The organism is Vibrio tasmaniensis, from assembly GCF_024347635.1.
GTDB classification, from domain to species: Bacteria; Pseudomonadota; Gammaproteobacteria; order Enterobacterales; family Vibrionaceae; genus Vibrio; species Vibrio tasmaniensis.
This window is the reverse complement of record NZ_AP025510.1, coordinates 1,287,743-1,302,591: the sequence shown is the minus strand read 5'-3', so window position 1 is coordinate 1,302,591 and position 14,849 is coordinate 1,287,743. Positions and strand designations below refer to the sequence as shown.

The 14,849-nt window shown below is 42.4% G+C and carries 11 protein-coding genes and 1 pseudogene; 5 read left to right on the top strand and 7 right to left on the bottom strand.

The window, feature by feature from the left end:
* Positions 1-145: 145 nt before the first annotated feature.
* The 6 genes and pseudogenes from OCV44_RS06055 to OCV44_RS06030 all read right to left on the bottom strand — a co-directional run bounded on the left by OCV44_RS06055 (position 146) and on the right by OCV44_RS06030 (position 6,412).
* Positions 146-1,381: a cysteine desulfurase-like protein gene (locus OCV44_RS06055; RefSeq protein WP_139684644.1), complete on the bottom strand. Its 1,236-nt coding sequence runs from the start codon at positions 1,379-1,381 to the stop codon at positions 146-148.
* Complete coding sequence (locus tag OCV44_RS06050) at positions 1,365-2,021, bottom strand: 2OG-Fe dioxygenase family protein (RefSeq protein WP_139684645.1); 657 nt, start codon at positions 2,019-2,021, stop codon at positions 1,365-1,367. The genes OCV44_RS06055 and OCV44_RS06050 overlap by 17 nt, the downstream gene beginning before the upstream one ends.
* Positions 2,022-3,039: 1,018 nt before the next feature.
* Positions 3,040-3,870 (bottom strand): ribonuclease H family protein, encoded by an 831-nt coding sequence (locus OCV44_RS06045; protein ID WP_102548917.1) that lies wholly within the window; start codon positions 3,868-3,870, stop codon positions 3,040-3,042.
* The gene (locus OCV44_RS06040; RefSeq protein ID WP_102548918.1) at positions 3,870-5,567 is read right to left on the bottom strand and encodes a P-loop NTPase family protein; all 1,698 of its coding nucleotides are present in this window, start codon (positions 5,565-5,567) and stop codon (positions 3,870-3,872) included. The genes OCV44_RS06045 and OCV44_RS06040 overlap by 1 nt, the downstream gene beginning before the upstream one ends.
* A 256-nt stretch (positions 5,568-5,823) precedes the next feature.
* Positions 5,824-5,943: pseudogene (locus OCV44_RS06035) on the bottom strand (regulator); the annotation flags it as partial.
* An 82-nt stretch (positions 5,944-6,025) separates the two neighbouring features.
* Positions 6,026-6,412 carry a DUF6575 domain-containing protein gene (locus OCV44_RS06030; protein ID WP_139684646.1) on the bottom strand — a complete coding sequence of 129 codons (387 nt, stop codon included), beginning with the start codon at positions 6,410-6,412 and terminating at the stop codon, positions 6,026-6,028.
* A gap of 312 nt (positions 6,413-6,724) precedes the next feature.
* On the opposite strand from OCV44_RS06030, the gene trxB reads away from it, so the two are divergent.
* From trxB to OCV44_RS06010, 4 genes are all read left to right on the top strand, one after another.
* On the top strand, positions 6,725-7,684 hold the full coding sequence (gene trxB / locus OCV44_RS06025) for a thioredoxin-disulfide reductase (RefSeq protein ID WP_102567002.1): 960 nt from the start codon (positions 6,725-6,727) through the stop codon (positions 7,682-7,684).
* A gap of 161 nt (positions 7,685-7,845) precedes the next feature.
* Complete coding sequence (gene cydD, locus OCV44_RS06020) at positions 7,846-9,630, top strand: heme ABC transporter permease/ATP-binding protein CydD (RefSeq protein ID WP_139684647.1); 1,785 nt, start codon at positions 7,846-7,848, stop codon at positions 9,628-9,630.
* The gene (gene cydC, locus OCV44_RS06015) at positions 9,623-11,344 is read left to right on the top strand and encodes a heme ABC transporter ATP-binding protein/permease CydC (protein ID WP_139684648.1); all 1,722 of its coding nucleotides are present in this window, start codon (positions 9,623-9,625) and stop codon (positions 11,342-11,344) included. The genes cydD and cydC overlap by 8 nt, the downstream gene beginning before the upstream one ends.
* Positions 11,345-11,523: 179 nt before the next feature.
* A complete protein-coding gene (locus tag OCV44_RS06010; RefSeq protein WP_139684649.1) occupies positions 11,524-12,954 on the top strand; it encodes a hypothetical protein in 1,431 nt (476 codons plus the stop codon).
* A gap of 399 nt (positions 12,955-13,353) precedes the next feature.
* Here OCV44_RS06010 and OCV44_RS06000 read toward each other — a convergent pair whose 3' ends face one another.
* Entirely contained in the window at positions 13,354-14,220 is an 867-nt protein-coding gene (locus tag OCV44_RS06000) for a LysR family transcriptional regulator (protein ID WP_139684650.1), read from the bottom strand.
* Between the two features lie 141 nt (positions 14,221-14,361).
* Here OCV44_RS06000 and OCV44_RS05995 point away from each other — a divergent pair, with 141 nt between their 5' ends.
* The gene (locus tag OCV44_RS05995) at positions 14,362-14,736 is read left to right on the top strand and encodes a YybH family protein (RefSeq protein WP_139684651.1); all 375 of its coding nucleotides are present in this window, start codon (positions 14,362-14,364) and stop codon (positions 14,734-14,736) included.
* The last annotated feature ends 113 nt before the right edge of the window (positions 14,737-14,849 follow it).

Below are 14,849 nucleotides of genomic sequence, written 5' to 3'. Positions count from 1 at the left end.
GGCTTATTCGAATAACTGGCGTTGAGCAAATAAGCTCAATCAAACAAAAAGAGCATACTTCCTACTCAATATTCTTGAGAGAAGCATGCTTTTTTCTAATTTTGTCGCTATTAAAGCACTAGTGACTTCTTGCTAATTACTCCTGCTAGTGGCTTCGCAAGATCCCTTCAAGCACATTGAACAACAAGTCGATCTCTTCAATCGAGTTGTAATGCATACAACCAATACGCACCACGCCCTGCTCTTCAATACCCAACTGCTTCACCAAACCTAAAGCGTAGAAGTGACCATTCCACACACAGATATTATGCTCACCCAACTTCTTAGCGATGAACTCTGGAGAATGGTTCTCAAAGGTAATCGCAAAGGTTGGCGTTCTTAGATTCGAATCAAACTCGGTTTTTCCGTAAAGCTTTGCCCCTTCAAGATCGGCCAAGCGCTTAAGGAAATACTCACTGAGTTGGCTTTCATGCTTATTATAAAGCGCATAGCTTTGCTCTAAACGAGAACGCAATGAATCGGCGGGATCACCTAACTGCGCCAAGTAATCTACCGCCGCAATCACACCGGCAAGGCCTTCAAAACTTTGCGTACCTGTCTCAAAACGACCTGGGCCAATATTGGTTGCAGGCTCTACCTTGTAAGGCTTTAAAGTATGCAGCCATTGAGGCGCAACATAAGCAATACCCACATGCGGGCCGAAAAACTTATAAGCTGAACACGCTAAGAAATCACAATTCAATTGCTGAACATCGACCAAATGGTGTGGCGCGTAATGAACGGCATCGACATAAACCTGAGCGCCATATTGATGTGCAAGCTCGATAACTTTCGCCATGTCAACAATCGAGCCTGTCGTGTTTGAAGCAAACGTCACCGCGACAAGCTTGGTTTTCTCGTTAAGCAGCGATTCAAAGTGCGCCATATCTAAACTGCAATCCGACTCGTCTACGCGAACTTGGCGAACGATAGCACCTTTGTCGTCTGCCGCTTGCTGCCAGCTCGATACATTTGAGTAATGGTCTAACGCAGTGACAATAACTTCATCGCCCTCTTTCCAATCGCGACTGATCGATCGGCTCAATTGGAAGGTCAGCGATGTCATGTTCGGACCAAACACAACGTTGCCAGAAGACTCCGCATTAAGCAGTGCTTGCGCCGCTTCTCTTGCTTGCTGCATTAAGCTTGTGGTCTTTTGGCTAGAAAAGTAGTGGCCGCCTAGGTTTGAATTGAAATGCCCTAGGTATTCGGTCATTGAAGCTAAAACATTCTCAGGCACCTGAGAGCCACCCGGTCCATCAAAAAAAGTGACTGGCTTGCCGTTATGATATTGGCCTAACGCGCTAAACTGTTGGCGCACATCATTAAGAGTGAAGGACATTGCGCGCATCCTTAGCCGTTAATACAAACACATCCATGTAGCCCATCTCGCCGTGGTCTATGGTACGAATCGGTTGTGCATTGTGCCAAAGCTTACTATCAGCAAGCATTGCCACTTCGCCATCGCCTAACACTTTTCTAAAGAATGGCGCTTCGTGGCTATCTTGATACAGCATCACTTCACCACCAACGATGTTGTGACGAGTAACACCAATAATCGCGATGTGGTCAAAACCATCTTGGTGAACACCTTCTGGTGCAACCTGAGTTTCTTCAAAAATAGCGGCAATACGGATTTGATGGATTTCGATTTCTTGTCCGTCTTCAAGCCCATTGGTTTCAATAAACAGTTCACACATTTCTTGCATGCCTTCACTGCTTAAAATATTCGCTTCAATTGGCTCGAACTGACGAACAACGTCACCTTGAAAGTGATTAATGTTTTCAGACTGAACAAAGTTATGTTTGTCTTGCTCAACGACTTGTCCATTACTGAATTGAACCACCGAGTACCTTCTCAATCGAAACTGGCCATCCGCATGCTCTGTGCTTGGTAGCTTAGAGAATGATGGTGACAACTCCTCAACCGCGTGGTTACTGAGGTGGGTAATATGTAGGGTATTTTCGTGAGCATGTAACATCATCGACTCCTTAATGATTGTTAATTAACTTTCGATATTTAACGTTTTGTTTACATAAAGGATACTTGAAGATCTTGTCAAATCAACATTAAACAATCATTTATCCCGTAAGATTTAATAATTCAGACACTAAATCCAATCTAGAAATAAAAAGCAGTGTATAACACCAGAATAAAAGATGACCAACTCTTAAAACTAGCACACTCCACTAGCCAGTTATAAATCCCTAAAAATTTAAATTAAACGATATTATTAACTGGCAAGCTATGTTTCATATTGTGTCAGCCCTTTCGCTTCAATACGCCAGCCTCCTTACCTGAGTTCAGGCATCACGTTCACCATCATTCATTTCTATGCTTTTGCACAATGAAATACGACCTACCTATCAGTTGCCAAGCTATTGATTATTTACACAACAAACTGAAATTGGTTAATTTATGAGTAAGCCAGAAACCAAACGCCTTTGCTTGCGCGTCTGGAACAGGTCGAGTTCGGGGGGAACTCGGCCGCCCCAAGTCAATTAGCTTCCTTTAAAGACTAAGACTTCACTGATCTTTCAGTCACGAAAACACTCAGATTTAAACGGTGTACACCTAATTCGAATTGATGATGCAGTTTATGTGGATTGCTTGAAATGGAATATTACGAAGGTAGTTTACTTAGTATTTTTGACTGCCCAGAGCATCAGTAGATGTTCACAAATGTTTGATGTTCTTCGCCAATACGTTTATGCTTTTTTAGATAGACCTTTTACTCATTCACATCCTGTTTATGGGCTTTGCCCTACTAGAAGTTATCCATTCTTCTAATGCTGTTCGTCGTGAATCCCCGTGTTGTATCACGGGGGGGAAATTCGACGTAATGACAAGTGTTAAACCTGTGCGTAGTGTTCAAAACCTGTCAAAACTTGGTCTAAACTTCGAGAAAGTTATGAATTCGATTATGAGGTAAGAGGCTAGTTTAAGACTAAGTATCAGCCTCTTCTATCATCTTTAATATTAATTGAGAGGATAAAAGTTTAAACATTAAACTCTTTCTTCACTTCATTTCGACATTTTATCCAAGTAATATCTCGTGTAATTAAACTATTAGATGAATCCATATTAGAACGAAATAAGAACCAAATTTGCTTAAATTTTTCATTTTCTTTACTTGAAGTCCAAGACGGATTTGATCTCCAAGACTTAGCCCAACGCTCACACATGACACCAAATAGCGTTGAATTTGTCGAAATTATCAATGCTTGGCATACCGCCAATATTTCCTGAAGTTCTGCAAATTTCACATCAATCAAAGTAAGATTAGCCGAAGACTCGAGCTTAAGTTTTATCCCATTTTTACCGGCTAAAACCCTATTTGAGTGAACAATACCATGCCGTAATTCACATATCTTATCGAACTCTGCAAGTATTGCTTCAAGCCCAAGCGACTTAAGCTTTATACCTAGATATTTATCACTTGTTTTACAAATGTTTTCCGATGCAGCTAACGATGTATGTTCGAAAGCACCTTTAGCCATTTCAGAATTGGGGTGCCAAATTACTGATCCCATATTGATTGTTTGTGACGCCGCATTCTTTTGAGCATCACTACAGATGCTAAGTATTTCACTAAAGATTTGACGAAAATAATTTTCACAACATGACACAATTCCAACGGTACTTAATGCACCTAAAGTAGGTGAACTATTGATATTCTGAGGCGTCGCAAAAGATATAATATTTCTAGTTTCTTTGTAGAATTGATCAATAGGTGAATCAGTAGAGATTGAAACCCTAGACACATAACGATTCAGATCAGTGACTCTTTCCACACCACTTTGCTGGCATATGCTATTTCTCCATGACATTACGCAATAAACTCCTCTGCATAATTACGGATTTTTTTAGCCCATGTGGGACCAATCATTCTTACGCTACGTAACTCTTTATTATCATGATCCATCAAGATATCTTTGATAATTCTAATCTTTGATGACTCTTTTATCGATTGTGCACGAGCTTCTGTGATCGGTAATTTCGATATATCTTGATTAACAATGTCTTCAAATATAGATGCATCTTTTAGTTTTGAACCACAACTCATGCAAAACCTTGCTTCATCCGACAGCCTAGGTGTTTTACATACTTCGCACGCTGGTAATGCTAGGACAAAAGAACACTCTATCGCTTCTAACAGTGATTGTTCACCGTGCCTTGGGTAATGGTGGTTAGGCCGACTACTAAACGCTAAACAGTAGTTTTCAACATTAATACCACGGCTACTAAAGAACACATTTCTATCAATTATCGCTGCATAATGAAGCTCATAAAGTTCATATACACCTTTATTACCTCTACTACTTATACCTGATGGCGATATTATCCCTGAATACTGAAAGAAACCGATTACTTTACCTAATTCTGGGCTAATAGGCCTTTTTATGGCGATAATTGAGCTCTGCTTAGTTGTATCTGGTCCTTTATTAAATTCTTTTAAAAGTTTCAAACTGTTTTCAAAAAATGATGCACCTGTGTCAATAAAGTTACTATACATAGGTAGTTTCAATCTTAATGAATCATATATTTGATAACTTTTTTCAAACGATCCCTTGATAGCAGCGAGCGTTCTTTTATTATCCAATTTTATCTCTGCAGCATCCCCTCCATTTGCATCGGCGTTAATTTTACACAATTCAGAAATCATATTTAACAGCGAACGAGGAATACCATATGCTGCATAGCACATGAGGTTGAGTAGATGCTCATGTTTTGTTAATTGAAGATAAACCTGTTCGTTGAACCGACTTTTCAATAATTGATGCATAAAGTCTAAGTAGCCATTGTCCGTTGGTTTAACCCATACATCAATTTCTTCTGCATCATGCCCAACGTGGAAAGAAGACGAGTAGCTTGTAACTCCAGGGTAAATAGCTGCTTTAGGGGATATGGATTTAGATTTCACTTCTCTGAAAAATTCAAAAAAGTCATGCTGTTGTTCTGCTGAGAAAGCATGGCCAGCATCATCAAGCAGCAGTGCACACCTAGATTTACCGAGATTGGAAATAACACTATTTATACAGCTATCTATAATAGAGATGCTTACGTGATCTTCATTTTCATCAATCAAGTCAACTCTTCCCATTTCAAGTAGTTCAACTACTTTTTGAATATGGGCTTTACTCATTGATAAAAAAGATAAGCTTTGTTCGCCTAAAGCAATTTCCTGACTTTCATAAAGTCCTAAGAGAACTTTCAATAAAAGCCATTGATTGAACCAATAAGCTGCGTTTGGATTATTTCTGTACAAAGGCTCCAACTTTAATGAAGACTTGAAGTTAACATACACTGGTAAGGTATTGGCTCGCTTACTCGATATCAGGTTGTTATAAGCTTTGAGCATCAGAGTAGTCTTACCACACCCTCTAGGTCCGGTAATTAGTTTAGCTCCCCCTTGCGTGAGCTTTTTGACTATATCTACTTCATTTTGATGGCTGATTGTCCACTTTTTAAATGATTTTTTGGGGATGTACTCAGCTTGCTCAGTAAATACGTCTAAGTCTATCATTTTGTTATAATCTCTTGTTTAATCTCACGTCAATTATGGCATCAACGGATTTACTTGTCATTAAGGACCAAGTCAAATTGGGCTTCTAAGGCTAAAACAGGCTTTTGTTGTTACCAGTGTTTGAAATAATTGTTTAATTGATTAAGCCGAGCTGTAGAGTTTTGAGCTCAACTTTGACTACATAGCATCAAAACTATGGCTAAGTAGTCAGGTTAATTACCATTCTAGCTATCCCAACATAGCCGTATATTATTTCTTAATGTATGGCTATAGCTCTAGCAAGCCTAAGTAAATGTGTTGAAGTCTTAACCTCTAATTCAGATTGAATCCATGAAGGCGCAGTTCCTGCTAAGTATTGTTGTCGCCTAACTACTTGCATATTTTCCTTACAAGAAGTAATTCATTAATTGCTAATGTCCAATTAGACGCTTCGGAGCCCGTAACTAATCTTGTAGAAACTAAAACACACATGCTTCTTCAAGGTCGATTTCAAAATCAACGGGCGGTAGGTTTACTAAATGCTTGTTCGTTGTGTTTAGCAGTTCGACTTTCGCGGGCTTCCCTACTTCGTTTGTGTAGATAGTCGCTAAATAAAGCTTGTCTGAACGGTGGAACGCATCGTGAAAGCTCACTTCTTTGTTTAGCAAGCTGGCAAGCAATGGTTTGGTCACCGGAATGTAAGCCCACTTAATGCATTTGCCGGCGTCGTAATCCCCACTCCAATACACCATAAACCTTTGAGTGTTTTCATTCTTAACCGAAAAGCACTTCGGCCCTAAGACGTCTTGATACACTTCCAGTAGTTCCAATTTACCTAGCTGTGTGCCTGTTGGGAGTAAGTTCATCGCTCGTTCCTCATCTTTCTAACGTTGCCTATCAAACGTGCGTGCAATCTTATAACTAAATACTGTTTTTATATACAGGTATTTGGGCGTATTTTGATATGGAAGTTAGAAATCGAAAAAGCGGCAGCAGCAATCCTTAAAGAAGACGGTAGTTTCACCGATCTTCCAACCACGAAAACGTTTGTCTCGATTAAGTTCTAACCTATAACGATTAATTACACTTCTGCCCTTGTTTAACCTTTTATTGCCTCCATATTTTCCATACAATCCTAAGCGATTATAAATAAAAACAATTTCAATTTCGGAGTCCTCATGAGCGACGTAAAGCACTGTAATTTATTGATTCTTGGTTCTGGCCCTGCTGGCTATACAGCTGCAGTTTACGCTGCTCGTGCAAACCTAAACCCAGTACTGGTTACCGGTATGCAGCAAGGTGGTCAGCTTACAACCACGACAGAAGTTGAAAACTGGCCGGGTGATGCTGAAGGTTTAACGGGTCCAGCACTAATGGATCGCATGAAAGAGCACGCAGAGCGCTTTGAAACAGAGATCCTGTTCGACCACATTAACGAAGTCGATCTATCAAACCGCCCTTTCCGTCTTAAAGGCGATTCTGGCGAGTACACGTGTGATGCATTGATCATCTCAACGGGCGCATCAGCTAAGTACCTAGGTTTAGATTCTGAAGAAGCATTCAAAGGCCGTGGCGTTTCTGCTTGTGCAACGTGTGATGGTTTCTTCTATCGCAACCAGAAAGTGGCCGTTGTTGGTGGTGGTAACACCGCTGTTGAAGAAGCACTTTACCTGTCTAACATCGCGTCTGAAGTTCACTTAGTTCACCGTCGTGACACGTTCCGCGCTGAAAAGATCCTAGTGAAACGTTTAATGGACAAAGTAGAGAGCGGCAACATTGTTCTTCACACTGATCGCACGCTAGACGAAGTTCTGGGCGACGACATGGGCGTAACTGGCGTTCGTATTAAAGATACTCAGTCTGATAAGACAGAAGACATCGAAGTAATGGGCGCGTTCATTGCTATCGGTCACCAACCAAACACTGAAATCTTCAAAGGCCAAGTCGACATGAAAGATGACTACATCATTGTTCAGTCTGGTCTTGAAGGTAACGCGACACAAACTAGCATCCCAGGCGTGTTCGCTGCAGGTGATGTAATGGACCACAACTACCGCCAAGCAATCACTTCTGCTGGCACAGGTTGTATGGCTGCACTGGATGCTGAACGCTTCCTGGATGGCCTTAACGATAAGTAAATCTGAGATTGCAGATTTAAATATCGAAGCCCTCACCTCAGTAGATGCAGGGCGTCATCACATTTTGTTGTAAATCCCTAGAGCCCAGTGGTATATCCACTGGGCTTTCTTTTGTATACTAGCCGCCCTCAACAAATAATAATTATCATTAAGCCTTCATAATGGATAAGAAAAAACAACGCAGCTTGAACAAGTGGCTTAAGCAACAGAGTAAGTTAGCGAAACGCTGGCTTATGATTGCGATTAGCCTTGGCGTACTTTCAAGCGTGTTCTTAATTGCTCAAGCAGCTCTTCTCGCCTCTATTCTTCACCAGCTGATCATCGAAAATGTCGATAAATCTGAACTGGTTGGTCATTTCGCAGGCTTGGCATTATCGGTCGTTGGCCGTGCTGGCTGTACATGGGGACGTGAAATCGCAGGTTATCGCTGTGGTGAACAGATCCGTGTCTACATCAGGCAACTCATCCTAGATAAGTTACGCGAGTTAGGCCCTGCTTACATCAAAGGTAAACCTGCCGGTACGTGGGCAACGCTGTTGTTAGAGCAAGTTGAAGACATGCAAGACTTCTTCTCTCGCTACTTACCTCAGATGTCTCTGTCGGTGATGATTCCGTTTATCATTCTTGTGGTCGTGTTCCCAGTCAACTGGGCGGCGGGTTTGATCTTCTTGATTACTGCACCACTGGTACCAATGTTCATGGCATTGGTTGGTATGAAAGCCGCTGACGCAAACCGTAAAAACTTCAAAGCGCTTCAGCGTCTTTCTGGTCATTTTTACGACCGTCTTCAGTCTATGACAACCATTCGTCTATTTGACCGCACCAACGCTGAAACAGAAGTACTTAAAGGTGCATCTGAAGTGTTCAGAACGCGTACCATGGATGTGTTGAAAATCGCTTTCTTGTCTTCTGCGGTACTTGAGTTCTTCACGTCTATCTCTATCGCGATGACGGCGGTTTACTTTGGTTTCACTTATATTGGTGAGCTGAACTTTGGTCATTACGGTGCAGGCATTACGCTATTCGCAGGTTTGTTTATCCTTATCTTAGCGCCAGAGTTTTACCAACCTCTACGTGACTTAGGTACTTTCTACCACGCGAAGCAACAAGCGGTTGGCGCAGCTGAAAGTATTGTCGAGTTCCTAGAAACAGACATCACTAAGGTTAAATCAGGTAACACTCAACTCGATTCAGCTCAAGGCATCAATATTGAAGCTACCGACCTAAAAGTGTTAAGCCCTGAAGGTGTTCAATTAGTTGGCCCTATCTCGTTCGTATTGAACACTCGCCAATCGACTGCGTTAGTTGGCCCAAGTGGTGCGGGTAAAACAAGTTTGATCAATGCCATCCTTGGTTTCATGCCTTATGAAGGAAGCTTGAAAATCAATGATATTGAATTGCGTGACCTCGACTTAGCCTCTTGGCGTAAAACCATTAGCTGGGTTGGTCAAAACCCGTTGCTACTGCACGGCAGCATTCGTGACAACGTCACTCTCGGTAAGCACGGTATTGCTGACCAAGTTGTCGAGAATGCACTTGAGCAATCATTTGCTAGCGAATTTGTAAACGAGCACGGCTTGGATTACATGATTTCTGATCGCTCCGGCGGCCTGTCTGTTGGTCAATCTCAGCGTTTAGCTTTGGCTCGCGCAATGATTCAAGACGGTCAGTTCTGGTTATTAGATGAACCAACAGCCAGCCTAGATACTCGTAGTGAACAGTTAGTAATGAAAGGCATCAATAGCAATATTGAAAGCCGAACTGCCCTGCTTGTGACGCACCAACTCGCTCCTCTTAAATCAGTCGATAATATTCTGGTTATGCGCGATGGTGGTCTGGTTGAACAAGGTCATTACTCTCAGCTTTCGACTGCGGGTGGTTTGTTTGAAGAGATGCTGAACGCGAACTTAGCTCAACAAGATAATAAGGGTAATTTAGATGCGTGATTTACTGCCTTACCTGAAACTCTATAAAAAGCATTGGTTTGGCCTATCGCTAGGCATGCTATTGGCTTTTGCTACTCTGTCGGCTTCTATCGGCTTGTTAACACTATCAGGCTGGTTCATTTCAGCTTCTGCGGTTGCAGGCCTTACGATTGCACGTGAAACCTTCAACTACATGCTACCGGGTGGTGGTGTACGTGGTTTGGCAATGAGCCGCACTGCGGGTCGTTGGGGTGAACGTGTTGTCAGCCACAATGCGACATTCAAGCTATTAACTGATCTGCGTATCTTCTTCTTCAAGAAACTGGCACCGCTGATCCCAGGTCGTATTTCAAATCTTCGTGACGCTGACCTACTCAACCGTTTGGTTGCTGATGTCGATGCAATGGATCACGTGTACTTGCGCTTAGTAAGCCCTGTGACGGTGGGTGTGTTCGGGATATTCTTCCTGACTCTGTTCTTAATGTGGTTCGATAGCTCACTAGGTTTGATCTTGGGTTCTATCCTTCTGATCATGCTGTTGGTTTGGCCAATCTTGTTTTACAAGCTAGGTAAACGTAACGGTGGTGAACTGACACAGAACAAAGCCGATCTTCGTGTGACTACGCTAGATTGGATTGAAGGCTACAGCGAACTGACTCTGTTCGGTGCGGAAGAGCGTTACCGTAATGCGATTCTAGAAACGCAACACAAGCTGATGGCGAATCAGTTTGTGAATGCCAACCTAACCGGTATGGCTTCAGCAGCGCTAATGCTGTTCAACGGTTTGACGCTGGTTCTTATGCTTTGGCTTGCGGCTGACGGCGTAGGTGGTAATGCACCAGACCCGTTCATCGCGCTAATGGCGTTCGCTACTATGGCAAGTTTTGAACTGCTGATGCCTATTGCGGGCGCGTTCCAGCATTTAGGTCAAACTCTGTCTTCTGCTCGTCGCTTGAACGAAGTTATTTTGTCGGAGCCTGAAGTTCAGTTCGCTGAAGAGAAGCTTGACATCAACAAGCCGCTTGATATTACGTTCTCAAACGTGACGTTCAACTACCCTGATTCTGAGCGCAGTGTTCTGAACGCTGTTGACCTAACGATTCCTGCAACAAACAAGGTTGCGATTGTGGGTCAAACGGGTTCAGGTAAATCGACTCTGATTCAGCTTCTGACTCGCTACTGGGATCCTAAAAAGGGTTACATCTCAATCGCGGGCATTGAACTAACACAATGGAACGAGTCACAACTGCGTGAATCAATCAGTGTGGTAAGCCAGCGTGTCGACATCTTGAATGGCAGCCTACGCGACAACTTGTTGATTGCGAAACCAGATGCCAACGATGAGCACCTAGCTAACATCCTTAAAGACGTTGGTCTAGAAAAGCTGCTTGAGAATGACGGTCTTGATAGCTGGTTGGGTGACGGTGGTCGTCAACTGTCTGGTGGTGAAAAGCGCCGTATTGGTATCGCACGTGCCATTCTTCATGATGCCCCTATCCTGCTTCTAGATGAGCCAACAGAAGGCTTAGATAAGCAAACTGAGCAGAGCATCATGACGCTGTTCGAGAAGCACTTCGAAGGCAAGACGGTTATCTTCATTACGCACCGTTTGATTGGTCTGGAATCAATGGATTCTATCGTTCTGATTGAACAAGGCGAGATTGTAGAACACGGCTCTCACGAGAAACTGTTAAACGAAGAAGGACGTTACTTCCAACTTCGTCAGGCAATCTAGCGAGCTTTAGTTCACTGCCAAAAAAGAACACCATTCAAAGCCTGAGTTCATATACTCAGGCTTTTTTGTGCATCCATACCATACCTTTATAAGTACATGGGATTTACAAATGCTTACAAAGAAAAAAGACGATTTATTGTACCATGGTGGCCTTATAATTCGCAGATAGTCGGTTTCCTATGATGAATAAATTTACTATTCCAACTTTAGTTTTAGCCACAATGCTTACCGCTTGTGGTGGCAGTGATAGCAACTCAAGTAACCCAAGTAGCTCAAGTAGCTCAAACAATTCTAAGAACATTATTGATGCGTCCAGCTCAAGCTCAGTTGCAACCCTAGGAAACGACTACTCACTGCATTTTAGCGTGAAGTCGATGAAACTGGGTGCCGAAAAAAATACAAACATTGATATCACTCAGTATAGTTCTGAAAAAAAAACGAGCGGCTATTTCGCACAAGTTCACGGTATTCCTGAACGTAATTACAAAACTCAAAGCGATGCTGATATCACTTTCTCGTTAACCGCAACAAACTCTGCAGGCAAAAAATACGAGGTCGAAAATTTCACTATCTATTACGAAAATTTCAATTCGACGACGACACCTGAAAAGCTTGCTATCGCCGAGGTTGAAAGCAACATCAAGAATATTGTTCAATGGAAAAAGGCCGACACTGTTCGTATTGATAAACAATTCATTAAAGATAATGTTGGCGTCACGTTTAACCTGGCACAAAGGAGACCGATGAACCTTTACGTTCGTGTTGATGATACTTTGAGTAATGGTATTCAATTCGTTCCTTCTTTCGCTCAAAACGCTTCAAAAGCATTCAACCTCGTATCAACTAATGACTGCTCCGTTATCTCAAATGCTACGGGCGCTCTACTCAAGGCGGGAGTAAAGCAGCAGACTTGTGTTGAAGCTCATGGTTATAAGATCCCTCTTCTAGTTGAAGACAAGTCGCTAGAAAATTCAGAAGACAAAGTAGCTCACGTTAAGAAAATTATGCAGTACTACCTGGAGCACTTCCCGGCAGAAGTCACCAAAGCGATTTACGACAGCAAAGCGACAATGGCATTCTTTTTCGACAAAGATTGGTCAGAGAGAGATGTGAGTGACTTCTTAGATGCGAATTACCGTTACCAAGATTTATTTGCAACAGAGACAACAGATACAACATCAGGCGAAAATAAACCGGGTTTAGTGACAAAAAGAGACGCTGCATTTGAAGAGATAATTCACTTTGTACACGATTACGGCATCATGAACCTCGCGATGCAGTCACCGTCATCAAAATGGGGAGTGATGCAAAAAGAATTAGATGAACTCAATGAAAAAGCCATTCAAGCAGGCTTATATTTTCCTAATGGAAAAGACTCTACGATTGTCAAAGCTGATTTGGATGCAGAATCATACGATCAAGAATATCTAGCCTACTCTCTATATTCATACTACGACTTAAACCATAAAGGCTACAGTGCGCAAGAATTAAGTTCAGCTACGTTTACCGAGCTACAGGCTAACGACCCTGCAATGGTTAAATTTATGGAGAAGTACTTCCCGACTCGAACTGCACTTAAAGCTAAGTTCCCTGGTTACCCTAACAACTAGGTATCCAGGTGGCACAGGCTCAGTCAATGCGCTACAAGCTTAAGCCGAAGCTACCATATAGGACTTGTAGTCATTGTTAGCCTTTAGATAGCTGTGTCTAGTCCTAAAATAGATTGACGACTTTTAGTAAGCCAGTAACGCAAGTTACTGGCTTTTTTTGTGTATTATTTGGTGCATGCATACCTAGGCTCAGATGGGCCTCATCTCGTCATACGTACATATCGACTCTTCAACACACGTTTTTAACTCGTTAAGACCGTTGCACTGAGTAAGCAAGTTCTCTTGCTTGAGGGTACGTTTGACCCGCTCAGGTAACGTTTTTTTACTGTTACTCAGGCTAATCTCTTACCAAATTTGCTTGCAGCCCTCTGACTAGATCGCTGACTTATCGAATTGGTATTAAACAAAGTTCTGTTTGAGCTTCTCTTCCAACGCTTGAACACACAGTTTGATGGCGATAGGTGTGTTGGAAGCGAATGGGTTCAGCGCATAAACCGTGTTAGTGGGTAATTGAAAGCTAGGCATGATGTCGACTACCTCATCGGACAACTGATGAAGGTAAAAGTCTGGAATCACACCAATACCAACGCCAGATTTGATCAAGGCGAGGCAGCTATGAAAGGAGTTCGTAGTGCAGCTTGCTCGTTGTTGGTAAATAAAGTCTTGCTCATTTTGAGAAGTAAAATGATGAGAGACTTGCTTACCTTGCCATGAGTTAGCAATGTAAGGAATAGCGTCCAGCTCACGAGATCGCAGGCTTTCAACGCCACACAACACGTCTTTAAACTCGCCCAAGCGTTTCTGCTTTAGGTTACTGTCACGAGAAGTTCCTACTCGTACTGCGAGATCAATATCGTGCTCCATAAAATCCAAGTGTTGATCATCACTAATCAGCTCAGGCTTTAGTTTCGGATATTGCTTCATCAAGTCTGCAATAACAGGCGCGACCAATAAATCCATCAACGCATTCGGAGCAGTAATTCGAATTCTACCTTGTGGCTCTTCTAGCTCGGCTTTGGCCATATCCCAAGCCGAGTCAGCAATCACGTTGATGTCTTTGCAACTTAAATAAAAACGCTCACCCATACTGGTTAAGGTTTGTCTTCGTGTTGTGCGTTTGAGAAGTGAAGCCCCTAGCTCTTGCTCCAATATTTTAAGATGCTGACTGACCACTGATTTTGATAACTCAAGTTTTTCAGCCGCGCCTGATACTGAGCCCTGCTCTACGATGTGAGCGAAAATCGACATCTGCTTTAGCTTACTCATCTTATTGTTCTCTTTTTACATACAGTATTTTCTATTATCTCTGTTTTTCAAATCAATTTCCAAGACTAAACTGAATCCAACTTATCGAGATATCGAATCAAAGACACAGTGTTTGAAAGAAGACTGTTATGGAGAAAAGCAATGTTAAACAACCAAGTATTAGAAGCATGTAAGAAAGGCATTAACGCGTGGCAAAAAGCATTCAACAGCCAAGATGCGAAAGGTTGTGCTGATCAATACACAGAGGCTTGTGTGATGGAAGCTCGCCCATTTGGCACTTTTGAAGGCCGTGAAGCAATTCAAGCATTTTGGCAAAACATCATCGACCAAGGCTTCAAAGACGTTGATTACACAGACGTTACGTGGGAAGAGCACCCAGAAGGCGGCTACATTCTTACCGCTAGTTGGACAATGAACAAGGCGTTTGGTGTTGTGCATCGTGAGCACTGGGCACTAGAAGCGGATGGTTGTGCTCGTTTAGTCAGCGATGACTTTGAGGTTCAGGGCGAACGCTAAATTACTCGCCTTTAAAGAAACAAGCGGCTTTAAAAAACAATGCGATAACAGTAGTTATGTCGCTAAAAAATAGTTATGTCGCTAGAAAAACAAAGGCCGGTAGTCTGAATCAG